Consider the following 23,615-nt stretch of genomic DNA (forward strand, 5'->3'; position numbering starts at 1 on the left):
GACATCGGCCACGACACCGACAACAGCTCCGTCGTGTGCCGCGACAACCGAGTACAGCTGCTCGGTTGTAGCGGGCGCGGAGGGGACCCCGAGGTCGTCGGCGCAGACGTCGATGGCGAACACCCGCCAGCCGGCGTCGGCCAGCTTGTGCACGGTGGCGGCTCCGATACCGCGAGCGGCACCGGTGACGATGGCGACGGGCGCATTGGCCATCAGAGGCCTCGGGTGAACCCGTCCGGCATGACGACGTCATCGGGGGTCAGACTATGAATCGACTCGAGGCCGAGCCCGTACAGGGTGGAGTCGATGCCCTGACGCAGCACCTCCAGGACATTGTGTACCCCGTGCTCGCCGGCCGCAGCCATGCCCCACAGGTAGGGGCGGCCGATCATGACGGCCCGGGCGCCCAGCGCAAGCGCCTTGACCACATCGCTGCCCCGGCGGACGCCACCGTCGAGAAGTATCTCCACCTGTCCGCCGACGGTTTTCGCTATGCCAGGCAGAAGTCGGATCGAGGCGGGAGTGGAGTCGAGGTTGTTGCCGCCGTGGTTCGACACCGAGATGGCGGTGGCGCCGACATCGACGGCGCGTTTGGCGTCGTCGGGGTGAGAGACGCCCTTGATGAGGAAAGGGCCGTCCCATTGGCTTCGCAGCCATGCCAGGTCATCCCAGGTCGCCGGAGGAGTGCCCATCCATTCGCCGTAGGCGCCGAAGAACGTCGGCCCTTGCGCACCGCGCGGAACCAGGTTCGGGGTCGTGAGATCCGGCAGCTTGCCCGAGCGAGCGAACCGCCACAGCCAGCCGGGGCGGGTGAGCACCTGAGGCGCGAATGTCAGCGCGGTCTTCAAGTCGATGCGTTCGGGCAGGGCGGGGCTACCCCAATCGCGGGCGGTGGCGAAAACCCAGTCGAGGGTGACGATCAGCCCCTTGGCTCCGGCCTCCCGGGCCCGGTCCAGCCGTGCCACCATGTCCTCTTTGCTTCCCAGCCAATACACCTGGTAAAAGGTCTTCTCGTTCGCGGCGACGACCTCTTCGATCGGCTTGGAGCCGAACGAGGACAACCCGAGCGCCGTTTCCGAGCGAGCTGCGGCCCGGGCGACACCGACCTCACCGTCCGGATCGACGGCCTGCACGCCGGTCGGCGAGCAGATCACCGGCATCGAGATCTCCTGCCCCAGAACGGTCGTGGTCAGGTCGCGCGTCGCGGGCAGGTCGGCGATGTGCGGGCGAAAGCCGAGTTCGGCGAACGCCGCGGTGTTGTCCGCGAGCGAGACCCCGCCCTCCGACCCCGCCAGCAAGGCCAGATACACCGACTTGGGTACCCGCTTCTTCGCGCGCCGTTGCGCCTCGGCGACGGATTCGAACCAGGTTCGCGTGTTTGCCATCTGAATGAAGATCCTTATCTGATATGCGCTTTACCGAAGTCCGGCCAGCGGACTGGTATCGCATGCGCGATCGGGCGCGGCGGTCGGCGATGTCGACGGCACACCCCGTATCGAGGGCATGCCCAACGTCACCGCGGTTCGCCTGCGGCTGCGGCGGGAGTGGTCCTTGTCGGGTTGTGGCCGGTTGCCGCCCACCCCGGCCAGCGCGAGTTCGGCATTGCCGCGCACACATTCGGGATCCGGGCCGTCGAGGGGCAGTCCGGTGAAGAATTTCGCGGCCATGCAGCCACCGCGACAGGAGTCGTAGGCCGCACACGAGGTGCACGCGCCTCCGGTCTGCGGTTCCCGTAGCCGGGTGAAGAGTTCCGATGCGCGCCAGACGGTTTCAAAGCCACCCTGGTCGCGGACACTACCTGCGAGAAACTCGTCGTGAATCGCGAAGGGGCAGGCGTAGACGTCGCCGACCGGGTCGATCAGGCACACCACCCGGCCTGCGCCACACAGGTTCAAGCCGGGCAGCGGTGTGGAGCCGAGTGCGTTGAGGTGGAAGAACGAGTCACCGGTCAACACGTTCTCGCCATTGGCTATCAGCCAATCGTAGATCGTCAGCTGCTGGTCGGTTGTCGGGTGCAGATCCTGCCACACGTCGGCGCCGCGACCGGACGGCCGAAGCCGGGTGATCCGCAGCTGTGCGCCGAAATGATCTGCGAGAGCCTTGAATTCATCGAGCTGTCCGACATTGTGGCGAGTCATCACCACTGAGATCTTGAAGTTCTCCATACCCGCCTCGGCGAGGTTCTCCATCGCCCGATACGCGGTGGCGAACGAGCCTGTCCCGCGCACCGCGTCATTGATCTCGGCGGTCGCGCCGTCGATGGATATCTGCACATCCACGTAGTCGGAGGCAGCCAGCTTGTTGGCGCGCTCGGGGGTGAGCCGTACCCCGTTGGTGGAGAACTTCACGCCGATACCGTGATCGACCGCGTAATCGAGGAGCTCCCAGAAGTCCGAGCGCACCGTCGGTTCACCGCCGCCGATATTGATGTAGAAGACCTGCATCCGCTGCAGATCGTCGATAACCGTCTTGGCCTCGGCCGTGCTCAGCTCGCGCGGATCGCGGCGGCCCGAGGAGGACAGACAGTGGGTACACGCCAGGTTGCAAGCGTAGGTGAGCTCCCAGGTAAGGCAGATCGGGGAGGTGAGGCCGTGTTCGAAATGCTGCACCAGTTTCATGGGTCTCCTTGTTCACCTAACGCACACGGCGCGGCCGGATCGTGCCGGACTCGCACAGTCCAGCCAGGGCGCCCAGGTATTGGCCCACCTCGGTAGCGGGAATGCCGGCCGCGGTGAGCGCACTGCGCGCGTCAGGGTGATGTTCGAGTTCACGCACGACGGTCACCAACTGCGGAGTCTTCAAGAACGACAGCCGACGGGTGGAGTAGTCGTAGACCAGTGCGCCGAACGGTTCGGGTCGCAGAGCCACCGACCCTGCCAGTGCGTACGGCAGGGCCGGATCGAACGCGACGGGCTCAGTAGACACCGCACATACCGTCGATCGAGACCATTTCGACGAGCAGGTCTTCCTCGACCACGATGTCATCAGTGGCGACTGCTGCCTGGTTGCTTGCTGTTTCACTCATGGGATGCTCTCCTCGAATTTGCGGGGATGAATGGTGTGATGGTGCGTCGATGACGTTGTGTACTCGACCAGGTTCTGAGGCCTTGACGTGCGAGTGAGACAACGGAGTTCAGTCGAGGCCCACCCAGACCGACTTGGTCTGCGTATAGCCGAGCAGTGCTTCCTCGCCGAGGTCCCTGCCGTAGCCCGACTGCTTGTAGCCCCCGAAAGGTGCCGCGGCGTCGAGCATGTTGTACATGTTCTGCCATACGGTTCCGGCCTCCAGACGGTGGGCGACCCGATGAGCCCGTTTGAGGTCGCTGGTCCACACCCCCGCGGCCAGACCGAAGTGTGATTTGTTGGCACGCGCGACGACCTCGTGTTCGTCCCGGAAGGTCGACACGGAAAGGACCGGCCCGAAGATCTCCTCCCGCGCAATTCTCATCTCGTCGCGCACGTTGGTGAACATGGTGGGCTTCAGGAAATGACCGGCGTAGACTTCGCCGCCAGGGCGCGAACCTCCGCAAACGAGTGTCGCACCTTCGGACAACCCGGACTCGACGTAGCCTTCGACTCTCGCGAGTTGTGTCGCCGACACCAATGGACCCATGTCGGTGGTTTCATCCAGACCGTGACCGAGGTGAATTTCTCGCGCGAACGCTTCTATCTGTGAGACGACTTCGTCGTGGATATCCTCGTGAACGAAAAGCCGCGAGCCGGCGCAACATACCTGGCCCTGATTGGTGTAGATAGCCGTCACGGCGCCCATTGCCGCCGCGCTCAAATCTGCGTCCGGGAACACGATGTTCGCGGACTTGCCTCCCAATTCCAGGGTGAGCTTCTTCAGATGCGCGGCCGACGCTACGACAATCTGTCGGCCTGTTTCGGTGGACCCGGTGAAGCTGATCTTGGCGACGCCCGGGTGATCGATGAGTGATTGACCTGCTTCCGCGCCGTAGCCGGTCACAACGTTCAGCACTCCCGGGGGGAAGCCGGCGTCCAGCGCCAACTCGGCCAGGCGAATCGCGGTCAGCGATGTGACTTCGGAGGGTTTCAGCACGACCGTGTTACCAGCTGCGAGAGCCGGCGCGAGCTTCCACGAGGCGATCAGGAGGGGGAAGTTCCATGGCACGATCGCACCGACGACTCCCAGTGGTTCACGCCGGGTGTACACGAAGGCGTCACCGATCGGTGGCGAAACCGGGATGGTCTGACCGGTCAGTTTCGTAGTCCACCCGGCATAGTAGGTCCAGCAACTCGACGTCAGGTGGATATCGAGGTACTGCGACTCATTGATCGGCTTGCCGTTGTCGAGTGTCTCGATGATCGCGAGTTCTTCGGCGTTGTCCTCGATCAGCTGTCCCAGCGTGGCGAGCATGCGCCCGCGCGCCGCGGCGGTGAGTCCCTGCCACACCGGGAGTGCCTCGTTAGCCGATCTCACGGCGGCGTCGACGTCGACGCTTGTACCCGAGGCGATCGCGGTCAGTCGCTGATTGGTTGCCGGATCCCTCGTTTCGATTTCGCCGCCGAGCGACGCGAACCACCCATCGCCGTCGATGATGATGCTGCGGGTAGCTCGCTTCAGGAATGTCCGTATGCTCGGTGAGATCTCGGGAACGGTGAGTGTCATCTAGGAAAAGCCTTTCGGGCCGTGACGGCTGTCACTCCGAAGACTGCCCGATAAGTAGCTGACCGGACGATTCGCTCGGGGGCCAACGTTGGCCCGTGCAGGCCGACCTCCGGTCGGCCGCTCCCACCCTCCTGGCGATCAGCCGACGACCGTAGGCCCGTCGCCGTCGTTGAGCACGCCCAAACTGCCCGCCATGGCGGCGGCAGCGATCCGGTTGCCAGCGCCGATCTTGTTCAGCAGGGCAGCGATCATGCGTTTGGCAGTACGCTCGGACACCAGCATCCGCTGCGCGATGTCGATTGTTTCCATTCCGGTAGCGAGTAGCTGCCACAGGTTCAGATCCTGGGAGGTCAACCGATCCAGCAGCTCCTGGGGAGGCTTGCGGCTGCTGCGCAGCAGGTGATCGAGTAGTTCCGGGTCCACGACACGCAGCCCAGCCGCCAGGATGCGCAGCGGCGACAGCAGATCGTCGGGTCGAGAGGTCTTCGAGAGGTATCCGTCAGCGCCGGCGTGCAGTGCGCTCTCAGCTAACTCGACATCGTTGGCTCCGGAAAGCGCAAGCACCTTGATCTCGGGTCGACGCGCTTTGATGTAACGGATCACCGCCGGACCGCCCAACGGGGGCATGTTGAGATCGACAATGGCGATGTCGGGCTGACATCGAGCGATCAGACTGGGGGCCTCTTCCGGGTGGGATGTCGTACCGACCACCGTGAACAGGTCGGAGAATCGGTGGCTCAACAGCAGCGTCAAACCTTCGGTGAACAGGTCGTGATCATCGATGATCACGATTTTTAGCGCGACTTCCACACCGCCGATACTAATCGGTATTTCTTAATCCTAATTCCGTTTTCGTCGCTTCCAGTCGGCACGGCTATCTAGTTCCCGCCCTACCAGCCCAAGGCCCGAAAGGGACATACGTTGGCCCGCGTGGACGTGGTTCACATCACGTCCGCAAGCCATCGTCTACCAGTGGATGCCAGCGGCCGGACTCGGAGCACGAGCACCGGCGCAGGTTCGGACCGTTCGCCCCTGTGCCGAGGATACGGCACGACCGCCCGCTGGGGGTTTCAGCGAATTCGGCCGGACCGGGCCGGTCCGGCTCACCAGCCGGCTTGCCGAGGTTCCGGGTCGAACTGGATTCGCTCGGCATCTACCCGCCACCCGCAGAGGGAAATGCGGACTAGACGAGTCACGAGGGTCACATAATGCAGAGAACCAATAACTCCGGGCCACGGGCCGACGCCGGTGTGCTTCCGCATGAATCCCCGCCGGGCGATCAGCCGATCGGGCCCGATCGAACGTCCGGGGCATGGAGGACGAGCCTGGCCGTCGTGCCGAGAGCGGTCGGCGGTTTCTACGCCACGGCGCTGGCGACCCTGCGAGCAATCCCCAAGCGGCCCTTTCACACCGACGAATTCGTCAAGCAAGCCTGGTTCATCGCCTCGGTGTCGATCATGCCAGCGTTGCTGATGGCGATCCCGTTCTGCATGATGTTCGTCTACCAGATCAACATCCTGCTGGGTGAGGTCGGCGCCGTCGATCTGTCGGGCGCGGGCGCGGGCGTGGCAATCGTCCGCGAGATCGGGCCCATCGTCACCGTACTTGTCGTGGCGGGTGCGGGGTCGACGGCCATCTGCGCCGACCTGGGGTCCCGGACCATCCGCGAAGAGATCGATGCGATGAAGGTGCTCGGCATCGATCCGATCCAGCGGCTGTGCGCCCCGCGGGTACTCGCTTCGATCGTGATCGCGGTATTTCTCAACGGGCTGGTCTCCGCGGTCGGTCTCATCGGCGGCTACGTCGCGACGGTGTATCTCCAGGGCGCTTCGCCAGGCCAGTACGTGACGGCTCTGTCGATCATCACCAAGCTCGGTGACTTTCTCGTCAGTGAGGTCAAGGCCGCGGTCTTCGGCATGCTCGCAGGCCTGGTCGCCTGCCATCTGGGCCTCAGCGCGCGCGGCGGCCCCAAGGGCGTCGGCGCCGCAGTGAACCAGACCGTCGTCTACAGCTTCCTGCTGCTCTTTCTCGCGAACTCGGTGATCACCACGATTGCCCTGGACTGACATCGCGGACATCGACTCGACCAACGACAGGACGATTGCAGTGACAAACAGGAGATTAGGGCGACGCATGGTCGTGATCGCGACCGCGCCAGTCGGCGAGCTGGAGCAGATGGGCCGCCAGTTGTCGTTCTACCAGCACGCCGTCACGGCGGTGCCTCGCACGCTCAACCGCTACCGATCGGAGGTACTGCGGCTGCTGGCCGAGGTGAGCATGGGATCCGGCGCGCTCGCAGTCATCGGGGGCACCGTCGCGGTCGTCGCCATGCTCTCCAGCTCGGTGGGTTACGAAGTCGGAGTACAAGGTTCGACGTCGCTGGCACATGTGGGCCTCAGTGCCCTGGCGGGATTCATCTCCGCGTTCTTCAACACCCGCGAGGTCCTGCCGGCGATTGCCGGTATTGCGTTGACCGCCACTGTCGGCGCCGGGTTCACTGCCCAGCTGGGTGCCATGCGGGTCAGCGAGGAGATCGATGCGCTGGAGACAATGGCCATCCCCTCGCTGCCGTTTCTGGTCACCAGCCGAGTGATCGCCGGTGTGATCGCGGTCGTTCCCCTCTACAGCATTGGGTTGTTCGTAGGTTACCTCGTAACCCGGCTGGTGACCGTGTTCATGATCGGCGAGGCAGCCGGCACCTTCGACCACTACTTCCATGTCTTCCTACGGCCCGCTGACGTTATCTGGTCGATGATCAAGGTGCTGGTCATGGCGGTCGTGGTTATGTGCGTGCACTGTTACCACGGCTACCACGCCTCCGGCGGTCCCGCCGGTGTCGGCGCCGCCGTCGGCCGTGCGGTACGAACTTCACTCGTCGCGGTCATGGTGATCGACCTGGCGGTCGGCATCGCAGTTTACGGAGTTCCGTCCGGGACAGTGCGGGTGTCGGGCTGATGAACGTCCACATGATCGAACGATCCCGGACCACCTACGTCCTGCTCGGCCTGCTGGGAGCCGTGATCCTGCTCGGCGCGGCCGCGGCCGCGATCGGGGTCAACAGGGGCATGTTCAATTCGTCGGTGACCGTCACGCTGGTGTCGGATCGATCGGGGCTGATGCTCGAGTCCGGATCCGACGTCAAGATGCGGGACGTGGTTGTCGGGCGGGTCCGTACGGTGCGCGCAATGGACGGCAAAGCCGTGATCACTCTGGACATCGACTCGGCGCGCGCCCCGTCGATACCCACCAACACCGCCGCGAGCATCGATCTGACCACCCTGTTCGGCCGCAAGTTCGTAGCGCTCACCCAGCCGACTACACCGGCGAGCACCCACATCACGCCCGGTTTCACCTTCACCACCAGCTCGATTCCTACCGAGATGAACGATCTACTCGAAGGGCTGGTGAACGTGCTGCGCTCAGTCGAACCCGACAAGGTGAACGGCGCTCTCAACGCGGTATCGACGGCGCTGCACGGACGCGGAGACCAACTCGGCGACACACTGGTCAACCTCGACACCTACCTCGCGCAGTTCAACGGCAGCCTGCCCACATTGCAGCGGGATCTGTCGGCCGCGGCCACGACCTCGGACGTGGGCGCGGGCGCGGCGCCCGCCCGCCGGCGCCCCCACCCCCACCCCCCCCCCCCCCTTCCCCCCCCCCCCCCCCAACTTTGGCGGGGGTTGGGGGCCCCCCCCCCCCCCCCCGGGGCGGCCGCCCCCCCCGCGACGCCGGACCTGATGCGCACCCTCGACAACCTGACCACGACCGGGAACACGATCACCGAGAAGCAGACGGCCCTCACCGGATTCATCCTCAGCTTCACCAGATTCGGCAACACCGGCCATTCGTTCACGAACGCCGCCGGTACGCCGCTGGTCGAGTCGATGCGCAGTCTCGCGCCCACCACGGGACTGCTCGCCGAGCGCGCGCCGAGCCTGCCCTGTTTCGTCACGAGCCTGGCACAGACCAACGGCTACCTCGAACGTGCCGTGGGTGGCAGCGATATGCCGGGCCTCAACATTCTGGGGACGCTGCTGATGGGTGACCCGCCCTACACCGCTCCCAAGGACCTGCCGGTCGTTGCCGCCGACGGTCCCGCGCAGTGTTATGACTGGACGAACCCGCTGGGCCACACCGATTTCAACGACGGCAGTCATGCCTACGGTCCGGTGCGCGGCCCGGGCGATCTGATCGGAAATCCCTTTGCCCAGTTCTTCCCGGGAGTCGGCCGATGAAAATCACTGCACCAGTGGCGAAGCTTCTGATCTTCGTTGTCGTGACCGCCATCGCCGGATTCGGCGTGGCTGCGGTCGTCGGCAACTTCCGCTCCCAGCCCTCCCGCAGCTACCAAGCGGTCTTCGCCAACGCTTCCGGACTCGGAAATGGTGAGGATGTGCGGATCGGGGGTGTGCCGGTCGGCAAGGTCGATGCGGCGCACCTGCAAGCCGATGGCACTGCGCTGGTCGACTTCACCGTCGATATCGACCACACCCTCACCGCCAGCACCGAGGCGCGCATCCGATACCAGAACCTGATCGGTGACCGCTACCTCGAGCTGGCACAAGGTCGGCCTGATCCGGCTCCGCTGCGCGGTCCGATTCCCGCGACACGCACGACTTCCGCGCTCGACCTCGACCGTGTCGTCAACGGTTTTCGGCCACTGTTGCGCGGGCTGGACCCCGACCAGACCAACCGGCTCACCGCCTCGCTGATCCAGGTCCTCAATGGCCGTGAATCCGCGATCGGCGAACTGGTCGCCAACATCGGTTCGCTGACCAACACCCTCGCCGATCGAGACGCCGCCATCGGGGCGGTCATCACCAATCTCGACACGACGGTCAAAGCGGTCGACGGGCACCGGGACAACTTGTCCAAGCTGCTGGATCAACTCCAGCAACTGATACGCGGCCTGACCGCCGATCAGCAGCAGCTCACCAGTTCGCTCGATCGGATCGATACCGGGGCCAGATCGCTCGCTGACGTGTTGAACGACAACCGGGAGCCGCTGGGCGCGGATATCCGCGCGGTCGGCGACCTGGCGAGCAAGCTGAACGCCCAGACCGACACCCTCAATCTCATACTCACCAAATTGCCGGAGATCTATCGGCTGGGCGGGCGCGCCGGGGGCTACGGCAGCTTCGTGAACTTCTTCGTCTGTGGTCTCGCGGTGCGCTACGGCGGTGGACCGGGAGATGTCACGCCGATGTTCACGGCCCCGGCTGAAAGGTGCAAATAGATGAAGAAACCGTTCCTCGAGCGCGACCCGCTTCGTCTGGGCATCGTCGGAACCCTGGTCTTGGTCGCGCTGCTGGCAGCCGTATTCAACTACGAAGCCTTGCGCGGCCTGGTACACAGCTCGACTTATCATGCGCAATTCGGTGACGCCAGCGGCCTGCTGACCGGTTCGGACGTGCAGATCGCGGGGGTGCCGGTCGGCAAGGTTCGCACGATCACCCTGGACGGCGACAAGGTCGATGTCGAATTCGACGCCGAGCCTGGCAAGGTTCGCCTCACCGCCGGCGCGACGGCCACCATCAAGGTGAACACCCTGCTCGGACACCGGTATGTCGAACTTGCACCGGGAAACGATCAAGCCACCCTGCATCCAGGTGACACCATCCCCCGCGAACGGACCTCGTCCGGGTACGACATCACCCGCTCCCTGGAAGAGACAGGCGATACCGTGACACGCACCGACACGGTCGACTTGTCGGCTGCGCTCGACCAGCTCTCAGCGGTTGAGGAGAACCTGCCGCCGGATCTGCAGACTCAGCTCAGCGGATTGAGCCGGTTGTCGCGCACCGTGGCAAGTCGTGACCAGGCGTTGCGCGACCTACTCACCCACGCCAACGGGGTGAGTGGGGTGCTCGCCGACCGAAGCACCCAGGTGTCGGCCCTGCTCGACCAGGGACAGAGCCTGTTCGCGGCCTTGAACAGCCGGTCAGCGGCCATCGCGCGGATTCTCGTAAAGGCTCGGGTGATCGCCGATGAACTCACCGCACTCAAACGTGACAACCAAGAAACTCTGGGGCCCACCCTGACGCAGTTGGAGACATTGATCGACACCCTCAACAACAACTCCGATCAGATCAACGCCGCGCTGACCGGGCTCGAAAGCTACGCCAAACAGATAGGCGAGGTCGTCGGCAGCGGGCCGTACTTCGGCGCCATGCTGCAGAACATCTTGCCGGCCAACCTCGCCGGGCAGCTTCCTGGCGCCGTAGGAGGTCCACGATGAACTCGATTCGATCCGTGTTCGGCACCCGCATCGGCCGCCCAGCCCTGGTGCTCGGCGCGCTCGTAGCCGCTGCGGTCGTAACCCTCGCGACGGTCACTGCAGTCAACCGCTCGAGCGTCAACCACGCGACGGCGTACTTCCGCAACACCACCGGCCTGTACATCGGAGATCGTGTGATGATCCTCGGCGTGCAGGTCGGGTCGGTCGACGAGATCGAACCCGAAGGCGACAAGGTTCGCGTCCGATTCACCTACGACAACAGCCATCCGGTGCCCGCCGATGCCAAGGCGGCGATCGTCGCACCGACCCTGGTCACGGGGCGCTACGTCCAACTAGCACCGGCGTACCAGGGCGGTCCTACCCTCGCAGACGGTGCGACCATCCCGCTGGAGCGGACCGCGGTCCCGGTCGAATTCGACGAGGTCAAGAAGCAGATCGTCAAACTCACTCAGGATCTCGGCGCAACGCCGCAGAACCCGGACGGTTCGCTCAACCAGTTCCTGACCGCGACCGCCGGCGCCCTCGACGGTAACGGCCGCACCCTGCACGAGTCGCTGATCAACCTCGCCGATGCGGTGCACACCCTGGATCAGGGCGGTACCGATCTGTTCGCCACCGTACGCAATTTGCAGACGTTCACTACCGCGCTGGCGACCAACGATCAGCGGATCAGGGGGTTCAGTGGCCAACTGGCGGCGCTGTCCGGGACGCTCAACGACAATCGCACCGAGCTGGATGCCTTGCTGACCAGCATGGACACCACGTTCCAGGAGGTCACCGGATTCATCCAGCAGAACCGTGCCGCGCTGAAGACCGATGTGAACAAGCTCAACACGATCACCGGCCTGCTCGTCGATCGTCAGGACGCCCTGGCGTCGATCCTGCACACCGCGCCCACCGGGCTGTCGGACTTGTACAACATCTATGACGCCCAGTCGAATTCGGTGACCGCTGCGATCGCGATCGCGGACTTCCCCCCGGATCCGAAATCGCTGATATGTGCGCTGTTGACCACCGCGAACGCCCCGGCGGACGAATGCCGCCGCGCCGGTGACGCTTTCACGCGCTCGCTCGCCGATGCCGCGACCGGAAAGGCGCCGCGATGAGGAAAACAGCTCGCTCCCTGGCTGGTGCGGCCGTGCTGACGGCGACCATATCGGTGACCGTCGCTGGCTGCCGATTCGATGGTGTCAACTCGATCTCGTTGCCTGGCAACAACATCAGCGGACGAACCTACGAGGTCACCGTCGAGCTCGCCGATGCCCAGAATCTCGTCGGGAACTCGCCGGTGAAGGCCGAGAACGCGGTGATCGGCAATATCGCCCGGATTACCAGCCGAGGTTGGACCGCGTCGCTGAGGCTCGACATCGACGCCGATGCCCACCTACCCGCCAACGTCACTGCCAGGCTTGCCCAGACCAGTGTTCTGGGATCGCAATACCTCGAGCTGTCCGTGCCACCCGGGCAGCAACCGACCGGCACCCTGAAGGCTGGCGACGTTATTCCGCTCGCCAGGACCAGTCAGTACCCTTCGACCGAAGAAGTGCTCTCGGCGCTTTCTCTCGTCCTCAATGGCAGTGGGCTGCAACAGATTCAGACCGTCACCACCGAACTCAACCGCGTGCTCGACGGCCGCCAGACGTCACTACGCTCGCTGATCGACAACCTCCAGGCCTTCGTGTCCGGGTTGGACCAGCAGAAGGCCGATATCGTCGCCGCCATCGACGGGCTCGACCGACTCGGCAGCGAACTCGCCGCCCAAACGGGCACCATCGAAGACGGCATCGACTCACTGGCGCCCGCCATCGCCGTGGTCAACGACCAGCAGCAGCAACTGACCACGATGCTGAACCGTGTCGGCGACTTCGGCTCCGTCGCCACCCGCGTCCTCAATGCCGGCAGCGCCGACCTGCACGCGAACATCGCCGCCTTACAGCCCGCACTGACTCAGCTGGCTCAAGCTGGCGACAAGATCCCGGAGGCCCTAAAAATCGCCGCGACGGTCCCGTTCCCGGTCATGACAACCGAACGGGCCTTGCGCGGGGATTACATGAATCTGTTCCTGACCCTCGACGTCAGCCCGGCGACGATCGGCGGCAAAGTGCTCGGCAGCATCCCGGTCGACCAGCTCATCCGGCTCAACCCTGCCCGGCAGGCCACCGATCCGCTGCTGGCGCCGTCGGTTCCCGCGCCCGCCGGGCCGCACATCCCGACCCTCGAAGAGGTCCTCACCCAGCTGCAAGGAGGAGCTCGATGAAATCGAAACTCGTTCGGGCGCAACTCATCATCTTCGCCATCTTGGCTGTCTTGGCCGTCTCCAACAGTGTGTACAACTACATGGGCCTACAGCGCTACACCGGCATCGGTATGTACACCGTGACCGCTGAGCTCGAGACCGCCGGCGGACTCTATGTGAATTCGCTGGTCACCTACCGTGGTGTCGACATCGGCACGGTCACGCATCTGGATGTCCGCCCGGACAAGGTCGCCGCGACGCTGCAGTTGCACTCGAACCGGAAGGTACCGCGCGATACCGGGGCGCATGTGCGCAGCGTTTCGGCGGTCGGCGAGCAGTACATCGACCTCGTCCCGGCCACGGACGGCGGACCCTACCTCGCTGACGGCGATGTGATTCAGGCCGCGCGCACCACAGTGCCGGTGCCGACCGCCGAAGTCGTCAAGAACGTCGACACGCTGCTACAGACATTGCCCAAGGACCATCTGAAGACGACCGTCGACGAGCTGTCCGCCGCGTTCGACGGCGCCGGACCCGAACTGGGCCGGCTCATCGACTCGGCACGGCCGCTGATCGCCTTGGCACAGGCCGATATCGGCCCGACCCAGCGTCTGATCGACGATGCCGAACCGGTGTTGGCCGCGGTCAACGGATCCCACACCGAAATTTCGAGTTTCGCACACAATTTGGCTTCATTCACTCAGCAGCTGGCAATGAGCGATGCGCAGCTTCGAACCGCCCTCGACGCCGGTCCCGGGTTCTTCGACACGGTTGGTGACACGTTGACAGATCTCCAATCCCCCGTGCCATTGCTGTTGGCGAACCTGCAGAGCGTCGGCGAGGTGCTCCGCGTCAACGTCGCGGGTCTGCGGCACCTATTGGTCGTCTACCCGGTGCTGTCCGCATCGATCAACTACAGCGCGCAGGGTTTCCAAGGCGCGGACATGACCTACGGACAGATACCCCTCGACATCAAACTCGGCGACACCGCAAATCCGCTGCCGTGCACGGAGGGCTATACCGCGACGCGGCGCGATCCCAGCGATCTGTCGCCAGCCGAGCCAGAGGCCAATTCATACTGCAAATTGACACAGTCGGATGCGCGGGTGGTTCGCGGTGCCCGGAACTTGCCGTGTGCCACCGATCCCTCGGTCCGTACGGCCGAAATCGCCAACTGCCCCGGCGGGCTGCCCTCAACGTGGCCGCAGATGCTGTCGCGGCCGGGCGCGCCCTATTCGCCGCAGCCGGTGCCGGACAACTCGTCGCCTGGCGATCCGGCGCCACCGGCGGATACCGGAACGTCCGCGGCTGATAGGGCCGTCCCCTACGACCCAGGCACCGGCACATTTCGTGCTCCCGACGGCTCTCTGTACTCGATCCGGCCCGCCCACGCTGACAAGGAGGATTTGACATGGCAGTCTCTGCTGATGAGGTGACCGAAGAAGCGGTCACCGATGATCCGGACGACGGCGGCGCCGTCCACGACACCGAGATCGAGGACGCGACCGACACGGTCGGCGACCCCGACGCAACCGAACCCGTGACTGTCGAGCGGCCCGCCCGGCGGCGTGCCCGCACCGCCGTGCTGGCCGTGGCATTGGTGGTTGTCATTGCCGGGACCGTGATGACAGTGTTATCCGGGCTGGCCTGGCGAGATGCTCGGGCGGCCGATCAGCGTGACAAGGAAGTGCTCTCCACCGCATCCGCCATGGCGGTCAACCTCGTCACCCTTCGCCACGCAAGTGCTAAGGACGACCTTGCCCGCGTCGAAGCCGGGACGACAGGTGCGTTCCATGAGCAATTCGCCGGCGCGGCCGATGGTTTCGGCGAACTTCTGACCCAGGGAGGAGTCGAGTCGACCGGCCAGGTGGCATCGGCAGGCATCGTCACGGCCTCCGATTCCGCGGCCACCGTCCTGGCCGCGGTCACGTCCACCGTCAAGAACAACGAGGCACCACAAGGGGAGATCCGCGTGTATCGGATGAGAATGACTCTGGACCATATCGGTGGGAAATGGCTGCTTTCGAACGTGGAGTTCGTCGCATGAGGGCCGCGCGAATCCCCGGTGCGGCCGCGGTGACACGAGTAGCGCACAACACCTGGTTTCTCGTTGTGGCGGTTGTCCTGGCCGTCGGCGTGGTGACCACCGCGACGGTGACGGCCATCGGCGATGCAAGGGCGCGAGGTGTCGACACGACCGCGCAAGAGGCCCGCGACTTCGCTGTTCAGTCGGTCCCCACGATACTCTCGTACGACCACAACACCGTCGACGCGCATTTCACCGACGCGCTGAAACTGCTGGGAGGCGACTTCCGCGCCCAGTTCGACGATGTCAGTCAGAGGGTGATCGCCCCCTCGGCCAAGAATCGGCAGGTCGTCACCAAGGCGCAGGTGGTCGACAGCGCAATCGTCAGCGCGACCAGCAATGACGCGCACCTGCTTTTGTTCGTCAACCAATCGACGACGAGCACCGATAGTCCGGCCACGAAGCTCGACGGTAGTCGCGTGCAGGTAACCGTGTCCCGCTTCGGCGACGACTGGTTGATCACCGAGATCAAGCCGGTCTGATCGCAGATCAGCGCCGCGCCGACCTATTCGACATGCAATCGTGAAAAGAGGTGCCTGCTATGGGCGTCGAAGTCTCCGTCTCCAACTTGACGAAATCCTTTGGTTCGCAGCGAATTTGGCAGAATGTCTCGTTGACCCTGCCGTCGGGGGAAGTCAGCGCTCTGCTCGGGCCCTCGGGTACCGGCAAGTCCGTCTTCCTGAAGGCTCTGATCGGACTGCTGCGCCCGGAGCACGGCTCGATCTTCATCGACGGCACCGACATCACCGCCTGCTCCAACAAGGAGCTGTACGAGATCCGAAAACTGTTCGGAGTGCTGTTCCAGGACGGCGCGCTGTTCGGCTCGATGAATCTGTTCGACAACGTGGCCTTCCCGCTGCGCGAGCACACGAAGAAGACCGAGTCCGAGATCAAGAACATTGTCATGGAGAAGCTCGAGCTGACCGGTCTGCTCGGTGCGGAAGGCAAGCTCCCGGGCGAGATCTCCGGCGGCATGCGCAAGCGTGCGGGCCTGGCCCGGGCCCTCGTGCTGGACCCGCAGATCATCCTCGTCGACGAGCCCGACTCCGGTCTTGATCCCGTTCGCACGTCGTATCTGTCGCAGATGTTGATCGACATCAACGCGCAGATCGACGCCACGATCCTCATCGTGACCCACAACATCAACCTGGCCCGCACCGTGCCCGACAACATCGGCATGCTGTTCCGCCGCAACCTAGTCATGTTCGGTCCCCGTGAGGTGCTGTTGACCTCGGACGAGCCCGTTGTCAAGCAGTTCCTCAACGGACGCATGCAGGGCCCTATCGGAATGTCCGAAGAAAAGGACGAAGCCCAGATGGCGCGCGAACAGGCGATGTTCGATGCTGGTCACCACCACGGTGGCGCGGAAGAGGTCGAGGGCATCATTCCGCAAATGCAGGCGACCCCGGGTTCCCCGGTTCGCCAAGCGGTCCACCGCCGACGCGAGCGGGTTCGTCAGATCATGCACACCCTCCCACCGGTTGCGCAGGAGGCGATCCTGGCGGACCTCCATAGAGATTCGGATCCGCCGACCGTCGTGTTGGAAGGAGCGGGCAATGCCGATTGAATCAGTGTGCCCGCGTCTTGGCTCCGACCCATCACGCCGCGTGTACAAGGATGGACTGGGGTGACCGGCAGTGGCTTTCCATCGCGTCGCCCTCGCTACACTGAGCATCGTCGGAATGTTCATGTCCACGTCGTCAGCAATCTTCCATCCGCATAGACCCGCATCGCTAGCAACGACAGAGCCGGTCGCCGCGGGTATGCAGACGGATTCAGGTCCGACCGTGGGACTTGTTCCAGCGGAGACGCCTCCACCAATCCGCCTGCGCTCGGCACCGGTCGCCGATACCGCAGAGCCGATCTCGCGGCCGATCACGACGGTCGCCGCCGGAACAGCGGTCGAGACGAGCCAACCCAGCGTCCAGGGGATCCCACAGATCGTGCTGGCCGCCTACCGCAATGCCGAGCTTATTCTCGCTCGCTCCCAGCCGGATTGCGAATTGTCTTGGAGTCTGCTGGCGGGCATCGGGCGCATCGAGTCTGGGCATGCGAGCGGCGGTAATGTCGACGCTCATGGCACGACGGTGACCCCCATCCTCGGACCGGCGCTCGATGGAACGCTGCCCGGCAACGAGGTGATCGCCGACGGTCGGGGCGGGTTCGTCCGTGCTGTAGGCCCGATGCAATTCCTGCCGAGCACGTGGGCGTACTCGGGCGCGGACGGTGATGGTGACGCCGTCGCCGATCCGAACAACATGTTCGACGCGGCCCTGGCCGCGGGCCGATATCTGTGCGCGGGCGGTGCGGACCTGGGCGATCCGGACCAGCGATTGCAGGCCGTTCTGCGATACAACAACTCGATGTCTTACGCCTCGGATGTGCTGCGCTGGTCAGCGTCGTACGGAGGAGGCGGGGACGTGATACCTCCCTCGGAGGTCCCAGCGCCGAACCTGTCGCCACGGCCCGACCCGGGCCAGCCGAATCCCGTTACAGCCGACCCTGTTCCGGAACCGGAGCAGCAGGCCCAACCACAACCTGAGATGGAATTGGAACGCGGCCTTCCAGTCCAGCAAGAGCCGATGATCGTCATTCCAGGGCTGCCGCCGATCCCCTGCGGCATCCTGTGTCCACCGCCATCCGACGGTCAGCACCGACCGCTGGGGGTGGCCTGACCGGGGCCAGCTACACGGTCGACAATACGATCTCGTTCATCCCGGTCAGCCGACAACTGCCGCTTCTTCACGGTCTGCGGTTCGAGCGGCGAATCGGTGTCGTGGGGCACCTCGATCTCGACCGGCCCGATCTTGGCCAACACCGTCCACGCCCGGGTTCCGTCGCGGGAGTTATCCTCTCCCCCGACCCGCTGGGATGCGACTGTTTGTTCGGGATTTGTATCCACTCCAGTGCTGGTGCACGGTCTCTTCCGATCCTCCCAGGAGCGGGTGGGTATGTCTTGCGCACAGAAGGGTGAAGATGTCCTGATACCTCACAAAGACGACTTGCGGGTGATCGAACGCACCATCACCGGACTGAAACATACGCTGAAAGCGCTCCGCAGCGAGCAGGATTCGCTGCACAGCGCCCAAGCATTGGCGGTGCTGGCGGATATCGGGTCCACGCCGGGCGAGTTGCGGCGGGCGTGGGAGACGAAGGGTTCGCGGTGGCGGCACGAGGCCGCCGCGCGGTTGATCGAGAGGGGCATCGCCAAACCCGCCCGCGTGTATGCCGCCCGGTGGGGGGGAAGGCCTACCCCATTTAGCAAGGAGGTACCGGCTGATGAGGGAAGCTCCCAGCTCATCCGGCAGAAAGAGGGCCGACGCCCGACGCAACCACGACCGACTGGTGGCGGCGGCGAGCGCGGTGATCGCGGAGTCCGGCGCGGAGGCGTCCCTCGAACAGATCGCGCGGCGGGCCGGGGTCGGATCGGCCACAGTGCATCGTCATTTCCCGACCCGGGCCGAGCTACTGGAAGTCGTGCTCCACGACCGTGTCCGAGCCCTGTGCGCCCGCGCGGACGAGCTGCTGACGGAGCCGAATGCGGGCGCGGCCCTGACGAACTGGCTGCGGGCGGTCGTGGCCCACGCCGCCACCGTCCGGGGACTCGGCCCGGCGCTGACCGGGTACGAGCCCGCCCCGGAGTTCTCGCCTCACACCATGATCACCGAATCGGCACGGCAACTCCTCACCCGCGCGCAGCAGGAAGGCTCCGTCGCACCGACCATCGCCGTCGACGACCTCCTCCAACTCGCCCACGGCATAGCCCTCGCCACCGACTCCCTGCCAGCCCCGGCCCAGCGCGCCGACACACTAATAGCGCTCGTCGCCACCGGACTCCTGCGCCACGCCAACAACGAGTGAGCAGGCACCGCTACGCCCGATGCCACACACGCAGATCGGGCCACCGCGCACTCGGCTACAGGGTGGTCCCTCCACGCCCTGACAGCCGACAATTTCGGCCCCGATCTGGCAAGGTGCGGCCTGGAAGCAGCCTGGTTACGGCACTTTAACTCGAGGTTCACGTCCTGCGGTTAGGGTTTCCGTGAAATATTGATTGTGCGATGGTAAACCATGAATTCATACGATGGCAACCAGGGAAAGCGTAGCCTATGTCGTGGGAAGATCTGCACGCTCGTACCGAGGTGATTCACATCGTTCTCGACAGGGCGGCGATAAACCCTGCCGACCCCTTGATTTTCGATGGCATACCCAACATGAAATGGCTGTTCGGGGGTGTTGATGGACTTTTGCTTGCGCTACAATACCGCTGGCGAATTCACCTCGAGGCTAAAATAGATCAGGCAGCCAGCGACGGGCGTCCCGTCGCCGATGCTGAGGCGGAGCTAATAGCGGAACAGCCTGCTCTATACGCACTACTGACTATTCACTGCGGCCACAAGTTCCCCACCCCAGCCCAAAATTCTCGCCGGATCAACGATGGATTTACCAGAGTTCGGAGTGAACTGTATCGTCGGGCCAGCGAATTTGCTGCACGAATTTCCTAAACCCCATGCGCCATCGGCGAGTTGCGGCTGTCCGATGTGGTCACGGCAAATATTTGCAGATGGACCAGCGCCGCCGGTATACGACGACACCCTCCGACGCGAACCACACGACTGGCGCATCAGCCACCGCACAGTCGTGGCCCGTCGAACTTCGCAGTAAACCGCACCGCACCGGCCAACGCCCGGACACATGCCACATTCCGAGTGTCCGACCAAGTCCAGTCAACCGGTGAACGTACGAGAACCAGTTCTGCTTCTGCGCCGTCCATAGTGGTCCCAGGATTGGCAACGCGGTGGTCCCTCGACTAGCTGGCGACCCCGATGAGAATCGCGTCGACGCTCTTGATCGCGGCCGTCTGGTGCGGGTGTCGTTCGACGTTAGGGTAGCGACCATGACGACGGCGAGAGTGTGGACGGTTACCTCGACAACTCCGACCGAGGACTCTGCGCGAGTCATCGCAAAAGCGGTGGTGGCTGAGCGGCTCGCAGCGGGAGCGGAGATCGCCGGGCCTGCGATCTCTGTGTTCTGGCACCTTGGCGAACTCGGCGAGGGCTCCGAATGGCGGGTCTCGCTCCGCACCTCAGCTGCGGTCCGTGATCGGCTCGCGGCACGGGTCTCGGAGCTTCACCCGTGGGACAGTCCGGAAGTGACCGCGACGCCGGTCGCGTGGTGCTTGGACACCTATGCGGAATGGGTCGAGCGCACTACAGCCGGGCAGGGATAGGCGCACGCACCGACGCCGTGCGCCGCGCCAGGTCGGCGGCACCAGCGATGCCCGTTACAGCGCAGCGTTGCGCAACCTCACGGACTCGAGCAAGTGGCCGAGCGGAAGCAACGGTGCCCGCGAGTCCGAAGGCCCGCTCTACGGTCGACAGAGCGGCCGTGTCGGCTCCAGCATCGAGATATGCGTCAGCGAGCCACGTCAGGTAGAGGGCCTTGTCCCGTGCCCAGTAATCGGGGTACGCAGCGAGGGCATTCTCGAGTGGCTTGATAGCCTTGTCCGGCTGATGCAGCACCGACCAGACGCGTCCGGTCATGATGTCAAGCTCGGCGTGGTCTACCCATCCACACCAAGGCGCGTCGGCTTCGGACTTCTCTTCCAGCGCATCCCGCGCTGCGTCCAGGGAGCGGGCGGCACCGTCGCGGTCACCCGACGTTGCCAGGGACCACGCCCGCCGTGATTCCAGTAGCGCTCTCGCTTTTGGTTGTGCTCTGGATCCGATTGCGGCGCAGGCGGAATCGGCCGCCTCTACCGATTCCCCAGTACCGCTGGCATAGGCGATATGCACGAACGCGTTTGCCGCCAGCTCGCGGCTTGCTGATTCGTCGGCTGCACGGCGGCTGTACTCGAAAAGGTCGACGGCGGTGGACTTGAATCCGGCATCGAACGCAGCCCATCCGGACTGCTGCGCCTGCTCTGCGGCAAGCTCGGTGAGATCACGCCGCACGGCTGAGCTACAGCTCGATCGGCTGAGAATCTGCTCGGTATGGGCAAGTTCGGCGAAGTACATGCGGAACGTATCGGCACCGCCGAGGTAGCTGTCGACGCTCACCAGCCGTGCGAACTTCTGGCGCATCTGCTCGACATCAGTCGTGCCCACCCCGCGCGGCGGCTGCGGCAGTGCGGCAACACCGATGCCAGCGAGGGCTAGGAAGGCTCTGCGTTTCGTGGCTTCATCCCTTTCGGCATCGCGCTGGGTCCGCCTCGGATACAGACCGAGATCATCCGGTGATCGGACATCCAACAATGCCATTAGCACGCGCCGCGTTGCAGTCCGCGGCCAAGAGATTTCACCACATTCGATCCGGCTGATCGCCTGGGCATCCACAGCCGGACGCCGTCCAGTCTCGGTCTCGACCTGAATGCAGACCAGCTCGGCCAGCTCGGCCTGCGTCCACCCCCGAGCCAGCCTCAGCGACTTGAACTGTTCGTTCGTCCCCACTGCCCCTGCCGGTTGATAGCGGTTGTTTGCCCATAGTTTTGCGCTGTTGCGCGGACCACACAACCGGAACGCTTGAATCAGGCCCCGGCGCTGAGAGTTCGGCCCCTTCCTCCCAATTGGGGGCTGCCGGGCTGTCGACCTCCGGCGTGTACATCCACGGTCGGCGAACGGGCAACCTCGGCGCTGGGTGCCTTCCAACTTCCACGGGAGGCACACACCAATGGAATCAGGAACCATCTCACCGGGTCGGCTCGCGATACGTTGCATCCGGCCGGACCTGACCGGTGACCGCAACCGCGACGAACAGCAGATGACCGAGATCGGCGTGCTACTCGGATACGCCGTCGACGAAGTGGTCGTCGTGTTGGACCCGTCCCGCGAGTGGCCACTCATCACGATCGAGAACGCGTTGAACCGCACCAAGGCCGACGCGGTCATCGTGCCCGATCTGGAACATATCGACGGTCTCGAGCGGCCGATTCGCGAGCGAGCGCAGCTCATCACGGTCGAGGGCGAGAAGATCCTCGAGCGGGCCGGGCTCACCGCAGAACTGGCGCAGGCGGCCCGCGCGGATACGACATGAGCACCGCGACGCCCCTGGATGGGCCTTGGATGTACGCCTCGGCGTGCGGTGCGGCAGCGGTCGACAGCAGCTCCGGGAAGCTGGCAGCGGTCGCGTGCCCGTCCCGGCTGTGCCCGCCCGCCGGACTGGTCCCGCTCGATGAGTACGGCCGGATCAGCCCGCACAACGGGCTCGTGCCCGGTACCTGCCCGTTCATCGGGTACCGGGTGGTGCCCGACCCCGGGGTGAACCTGCTCGATCCGACACGGCGGCAATCATGAGCGGAGCCGTCTTGGCAGTCGTGGCCGTCGTGGTCTGCGGCGCGGTGATCTGGCTGGTCGTCTGGCCCGACCTCAAGGAGCCGCGCGACAACCCGCCGATCGTGCAGACCGCCAAGCACTTACGGGTCACCGAGCACCCGAAACAGCAGCAGTGGCCGGACGATCCCCCCACGATCGCCGTCGTGCCCTATACCCACGCTGCGCCGGGCCGCCCGTTCACCGTGGGTGAGGCGCGCACGGTGATGCGGCAGCACCTCGACTGCACCCCAAGCGACTGCGCCCGGAAACGAGAGGCGCACCGAGTTCTTGTTGAGGCAGGCGTCATCCAGCCACGCACACGAAAGAGGTTGCCCCGCAGTGGGATTGAGCGATATGCCACGTCATCGGCCGACCAGTGAGCGGCCACGCCATCGCACCACCGAACTCGACAGTGCACGCGCCGTGTGGTTCATCAAGTCCGGTGAGGTCCGCGTGCTGTCGTTTCAGGTCCTCGGTGGCCTCGCGGTGAGACTCGGCGCTGATTCGGTTCCGCTGGACCGTTGCCGTACACGATGGCCCGAGCACAAGTACTTGTGGATGAGCATCGAAACCACGGCGGGCCTGCGGCTGCCCCGGGAGACGTGATGGTAGAACACTACATTTCCAGCGCCGCGCCGAGGTCGGTCACGATCCGATCGTTGGGCCGCTGTCATTCCCGGGCGCGTGCGCAATCGCGAAAAGTCATTGGTTCTGCACGCTATTCGAATGCCCGGCGACACGGCAGGCCATGAAGGTGCTCGAACACGCCGCGCGGAATCCGGAACAGTACGACACCGGACGGGGCCGCCCTAATTGAGAGCGTCCCGCACTCGCTGCGGGCGGTTCGAAACACAGAGGGGAAAACCCATGTTACACAGAATGATTCGCGTACTAGTGCTGTCGATCGCCCTGATCGCCGCCGCTGCCGGAACGGCCGCAGCGTACCCGAAATCCTATTGCGAGAGCCAATATCAGACCTTGTACAACGCGTGCGCGGAACGGTTCTCCACATCCACCGACGTCCGGATATGCCGGAACAAGGCATTCGACTGGTATCAGGATTGCCTGCGCAATTCCTGCGACTGCTGACCACGACCCTAGGATTGCCA

General features: G+C 64.6%; 29 protein-coding genes and 1 pseudogene. 20 read left to right on the forward strand and 10 right to left on the reverse strand.

Annotated features, from left to right (window positions below):
• The 7 genes from QH290_RS08565 to QH290_RS08595 form a co-directional block, all read right to left on the reverse strand.
• Positions 1 to 213 (reverse strand): SDR family NAD(P)-dependent oxidoreductase (locus QH290_RS08565; protein WP_280382486.1); only part of this gene is annotated, 213 nt, incomplete at its 3' end.
• Complete coding sequence (gene mftD, locus QH290_RS08570; RefSeq protein WP_280267281.1) at positions 213 to 1,385, reverse strand: pre-mycofactocin synthase MftD; 1,173 nt, start codon at positions 1,383 to 1,385, stop codon at positions 213 to 215. The genes QH290_RS08565 and mftD, both read right to left, overlap by 1 nt.
• Before the next feature lie 30 nt (positions 1,386 to 1,415).
• The gene (gene mftC, locus QH290_RS08575; RefSeq protein ID WP_280267280.1) at positions 1,416 to 2,618 is read right to left on the reverse strand and encodes a mycofactocin radical SAM maturase; all 1,203 of its coding nucleotides are present in this window, start codon (positions 2,616 to 2,618) and stop codon (positions 1,416 to 1,418) included.
• Positions 2,619 to 2,634: 16 nt separating this feature from the next.
• Complete coding sequence (mftB, locus tag QH290_RS08580; protein ID WP_280267279.1) at positions 2,635 to 2,925, reverse strand: mycofactocin biosynthesis chaperone MftB; 291 nt, start codon at positions 2,923 to 2,925, stop codon at positions 2,635 to 2,637.
• Complete coding sequence (gene mftA / locus QH290_RS08585; protein WP_280267278.1) at positions 2,915 to 3,025, reverse strand: mycofactocin precursor MftA; 111 nt, start codon at positions 3,023 to 3,025, stop codon at positions 2,915 to 2,917. The genes mftB and mftA overlap by 11 nt, the downstream gene beginning before the upstream one ends.
• 108 nt (positions 3,026 to 3,133) lie before the next feature.
• Entirely contained in the window at positions 3,134 to 4,633 is a 1,500-nt protein-coding gene (locus QH290_RS08590) for an aldehyde dehydrogenase family protein (RefSeq protein ID WP_280267277.1), read from the reverse strand.
• A 138-nt stretch (positions 4,634 to 4,771) separates the two neighbouring features.
• On the reverse strand, positions 4,772 to 5,443 hold the full coding sequence (locus tag QH290_RS08595) for a response regulator (RefSeq protein ID WP_280261199.1): 672 nt from the start codon (positions 5,441 to 5,443) through the stop codon (positions 4,772 to 4,774).
• Positions 5,444 to 5,967: 524 nt separating this feature from the next.
• On the opposite strand from QH290_RS08595, the gene QH290_RS08600 reads away from it, so the two are divergent.
• From QH290_RS08600 to QH290_RS08655, 12 genes are all read left to right on the forward strand, one after another.
• Positions 5,968 to 6,699 (forward strand): MlaE family ABC transporter permease, encoded by a 732-nt coding sequence (locus QH290_RS08600; protein WP_280261201.1) that lies wholly within the window; start codon positions 5,968 to 5,970, stop codon positions 6,697 to 6,699.
• Between the two features lie 67 nt (positions 6,700 to 6,766).
• The gene (locus QH290_RS08605) at positions 6,767 to 7,588 is read left to right on the forward strand and encodes an MlaE family ABC transporter permease (RefSeq protein ID WP_280261203.1); all 822 of its coding nucleotides are present in this window, start codon (positions 6,767 to 6,769) and stop codon (positions 7,586 to 7,588) included.
• 11 nt (positions 7,589 to 7,599) lie between these two features.
• A complete protein-coding gene (locus tag QH290_RS08610) occupies positions 7,600 to 8,871 on the forward strand; it encodes an MCE family protein (RefSeq protein ID WP_280382487.1) in 1,272 nt (423 codons plus the stop codon).
• Positions 8,868 to 9,872 carry an MCE family protein gene (locus tag QH290_RS08615; RefSeq protein WP_280265166.1) on the forward strand — a complete coding sequence of 335 codons (1,005 nt, stop codon included), beginning with the start codon at positions 8,868 to 8,870 and terminating at the stop codon, positions 9,870 to 9,872. Before QH290_RS08610 ends, QH290_RS08615 begins: the two co-directional genes overlap by 4 nt.
• Positions 9,873 to 10,874, forward strand: a complete 1,002-nt coding sequence (locus QH290_RS08620; protein WP_280265167.1) for an MCE family protein — start codon at positions 9,873 to 9,875, stop codon at positions 10,872 to 10,874. It begins immediately after the preceding gene.
• A complete protein-coding gene (locus QH290_RS08625; RefSeq protein WP_280265168.1) occupies positions 10,871 to 11,980 on the forward strand; it encodes an MCE family protein in 1,110 nt (369 codons plus the stop codon). The genes QH290_RS08620 and QH290_RS08625 overlap by 4 nt, the downstream gene beginning before the upstream one ends.
• Entirely contained in the window at positions 11,977 to 13,131 is a 1,155-nt protein-coding gene (locus QH290_RS08630; protein WP_280265169.1) for an MCE family protein, read from the forward strand. The genes QH290_RS08625 and QH290_RS08630 overlap by 4 nt, the downstream gene beginning before the upstream one ends.
• The gene (locus QH290_RS08635; protein ID WP_280265170.1) at positions 13,128 to 14,546 is read left to right on the forward strand and encodes an MCE family protein; all 1,419 of its coding nucleotides are present in this window, start codon (positions 13,128 to 13,130) and stop codon (positions 14,544 to 14,546) included. Before QH290_RS08630 ends, QH290_RS08635 begins: the two co-directional genes overlap by 4 nt.
• On the forward strand, positions 14,522 to 15,157 hold the full coding sequence (locus QH290_RS08640; RefSeq protein WP_280265171.1) for a hypothetical protein: 636 nt from the start codon (positions 14,522 to 14,524) through the stop codon (positions 15,155 to 15,157). Before QH290_RS08635 ends, QH290_RS08640 begins: the two co-directional genes overlap by 25 nt.
• 65 nt (positions 15,158 to 15,222) lie before the next feature.
• Complete coding sequence (locus tag QH290_RS08645) at positions 15,223 to 15,678, forward strand: hypothetical protein (protein WP_280265172.1); 456 nt, start codon at positions 15,223 to 15,225, stop codon at positions 15,676 to 15,678.
• A 59-nt stretch (positions 15,679 to 15,737) separates the two neighbouring features.
• Positions 15,738 to 16,763: an ABC transporter ATP-binding protein gene (locus QH290_RS08650; protein ID WP_280265173.1), complete on the forward strand. Its 1,026-nt coding sequence runs from the start codon at positions 15,738 to 15,740 to the stop codon at positions 16,761 to 16,763.
• A gap of 115 nt (positions 16,764 to 16,878) precedes the next feature.
• Positions 16,879 to 17,871, forward strand: a complete 993-nt coding sequence (locus tag QH290_RS08655; protein WP_280265174.1) for a lytic transglycosylase domain-containing protein — start codon at positions 16,879 to 16,881, stop codon at positions 17,869 to 17,871.
• Positions 17,872 to 17,890: 19 nt separating this feature from the next.
• Here QH290_RS08655 and QH290_RS08660 read toward each other — a convergent pair.
• Together QH290_RS08660 and QH290_RS08665 are read right to left on the reverse strand one after the other, a co-directional pair.
• Positions 17,891 to 18,053, reverse strand: a pseudogene (locus tag QH290_RS08660) (IS256 family transposase); the annotation flags it as partial.
• Between the two features lie 132 nt (positions 18,054 to 18,185).
• Positions 18,186 to 18,401: a hypothetical protein gene (locus QH290_RS08665; RefSeq protein ID WP_280265175.1), complete on the reverse strand. Its 216-nt coding sequence runs from the start codon at positions 18,399 to 18,401 to the stop codon at positions 18,186 to 18,188.
• 74 nt (positions 18,402 to 18,475) lie between these two features.
• On the opposite strand from QH290_RS08665, the gene QH290_RS08670 reads away from it, so the two are divergent.
• From QH290_RS08670 to cutA, 3 genes are all read left to right on the forward strand, one after another.
• A complete protein-coding gene (locus QH290_RS08670) occupies positions 18,476 to 19,057 on the forward strand; it encodes a TetR/AcrR family transcriptional regulator (RefSeq protein ID WP_280265176.1) in 582 nt (193 codons plus the stop codon).
• 248 nt (positions 19,058 to 19,305) lie between these two features.
• Positions 19,306 to 19,701 (forward strand): hypothetical protein, encoded by a 396-nt coding sequence (locus QH290_RS08675; protein ID WP_280265177.1) that lies wholly within the window; start codon positions 19,306 to 19,308, stop codon positions 19,699 to 19,701.
• A gap of 392 nt (positions 19,702 to 20,093) precedes the next feature.
• Positions 20,094 to 20,426: a divalent-cation tolerance protein CutA gene (gene cutA / locus QH290_RS38040; RefSeq protein ID WP_425301642.1), complete on the forward strand. Its 333-nt coding sequence runs from the start codon at positions 20,094 to 20,096 to the stop codon at positions 20,424 to 20,426.
• Here the strand turns inward: cutA and QH290_RS08680 are convergent.
• Entirely contained in the window at positions 20,407 to 21,645 is a 1,239-nt protein-coding gene (locus QH290_RS08680) for a helix-turn-helix transcriptional regulator (protein ID WP_280265178.1), read from the reverse strand. The two genes, cutA and QH290_RS08680, sit on opposite strands and share 20 nt — an antisense overlap.
• Before the next feature lie 220 nt (positions 21,646 to 21,865).
• On the opposite strand from QH290_RS08680, the gene QH290_RS08685 reads away from it, so the two are divergent.
• From QH290_RS08685 to QH290_RS08705, 5 genes are all read left to right on the forward strand, one after another.
• Complete coding sequence (locus QH290_RS08685; RefSeq protein WP_280265179.1) at positions 21,866 to 22,228, forward strand: hypothetical protein; 363 nt, start codon at positions 21,866 to 21,868, stop codon at positions 22,226 to 22,228.
• Entirely contained in the window at positions 22,225 to 22,488 is a 264-nt protein-coding gene (locus QH290_RS08690; RefSeq protein ID WP_280265180.1) for a hypothetical protein, read from the forward strand. Before QH290_RS08685 ends, QH290_RS08690 begins: the two co-directional genes overlap by 4 nt.
• Positions 22,485 to 22,886: a hypothetical protein gene (locus QH290_RS08695; RefSeq protein WP_280265181.1), complete on the forward strand. Its 402-nt coding sequence runs from the start codon at positions 22,485 to 22,487 to the stop codon at positions 22,884 to 22,886. Before QH290_RS08690 ends, QH290_RS08695 begins: the two co-directional genes overlap by 4 nt.
• Complete coding sequence (locus QH290_RS08700; protein WP_280265182.1) at positions 22,861 to 23,112, forward strand: hypothetical protein; 252 nt, start codon at positions 22,861 to 22,863, stop codon at positions 23,110 to 23,112. Before QH290_RS08695 ends, QH290_RS08700 begins: the two co-directional genes overlap by 26 nt.
• Positions 23,113 to 23,385: 273 nt before the next feature.
• The gene (locus tag QH290_RS08705) at positions 23,386 to 23,595 is read left to right on the forward strand and encodes a hypothetical protein (protein ID WP_280265183.1); all 210 of its coding nucleotides are present in this window, start codon (positions 23,386 to 23,388) and stop codon (positions 23,593 to 23,595) included.
• The last annotated feature ends 20 nt before the right edge of the window (positions 23,596 to 23,615 follow it).

It is taken from the genome of Nocardia wallacei, assembly GCF_029869545.1.
Classification (GTDB): Bacteria; Actinomycetota; Actinomycetes; order Mycobacteriales; family Mycobacteriaceae; genus Nocardia; species Nocardia wallacei_A.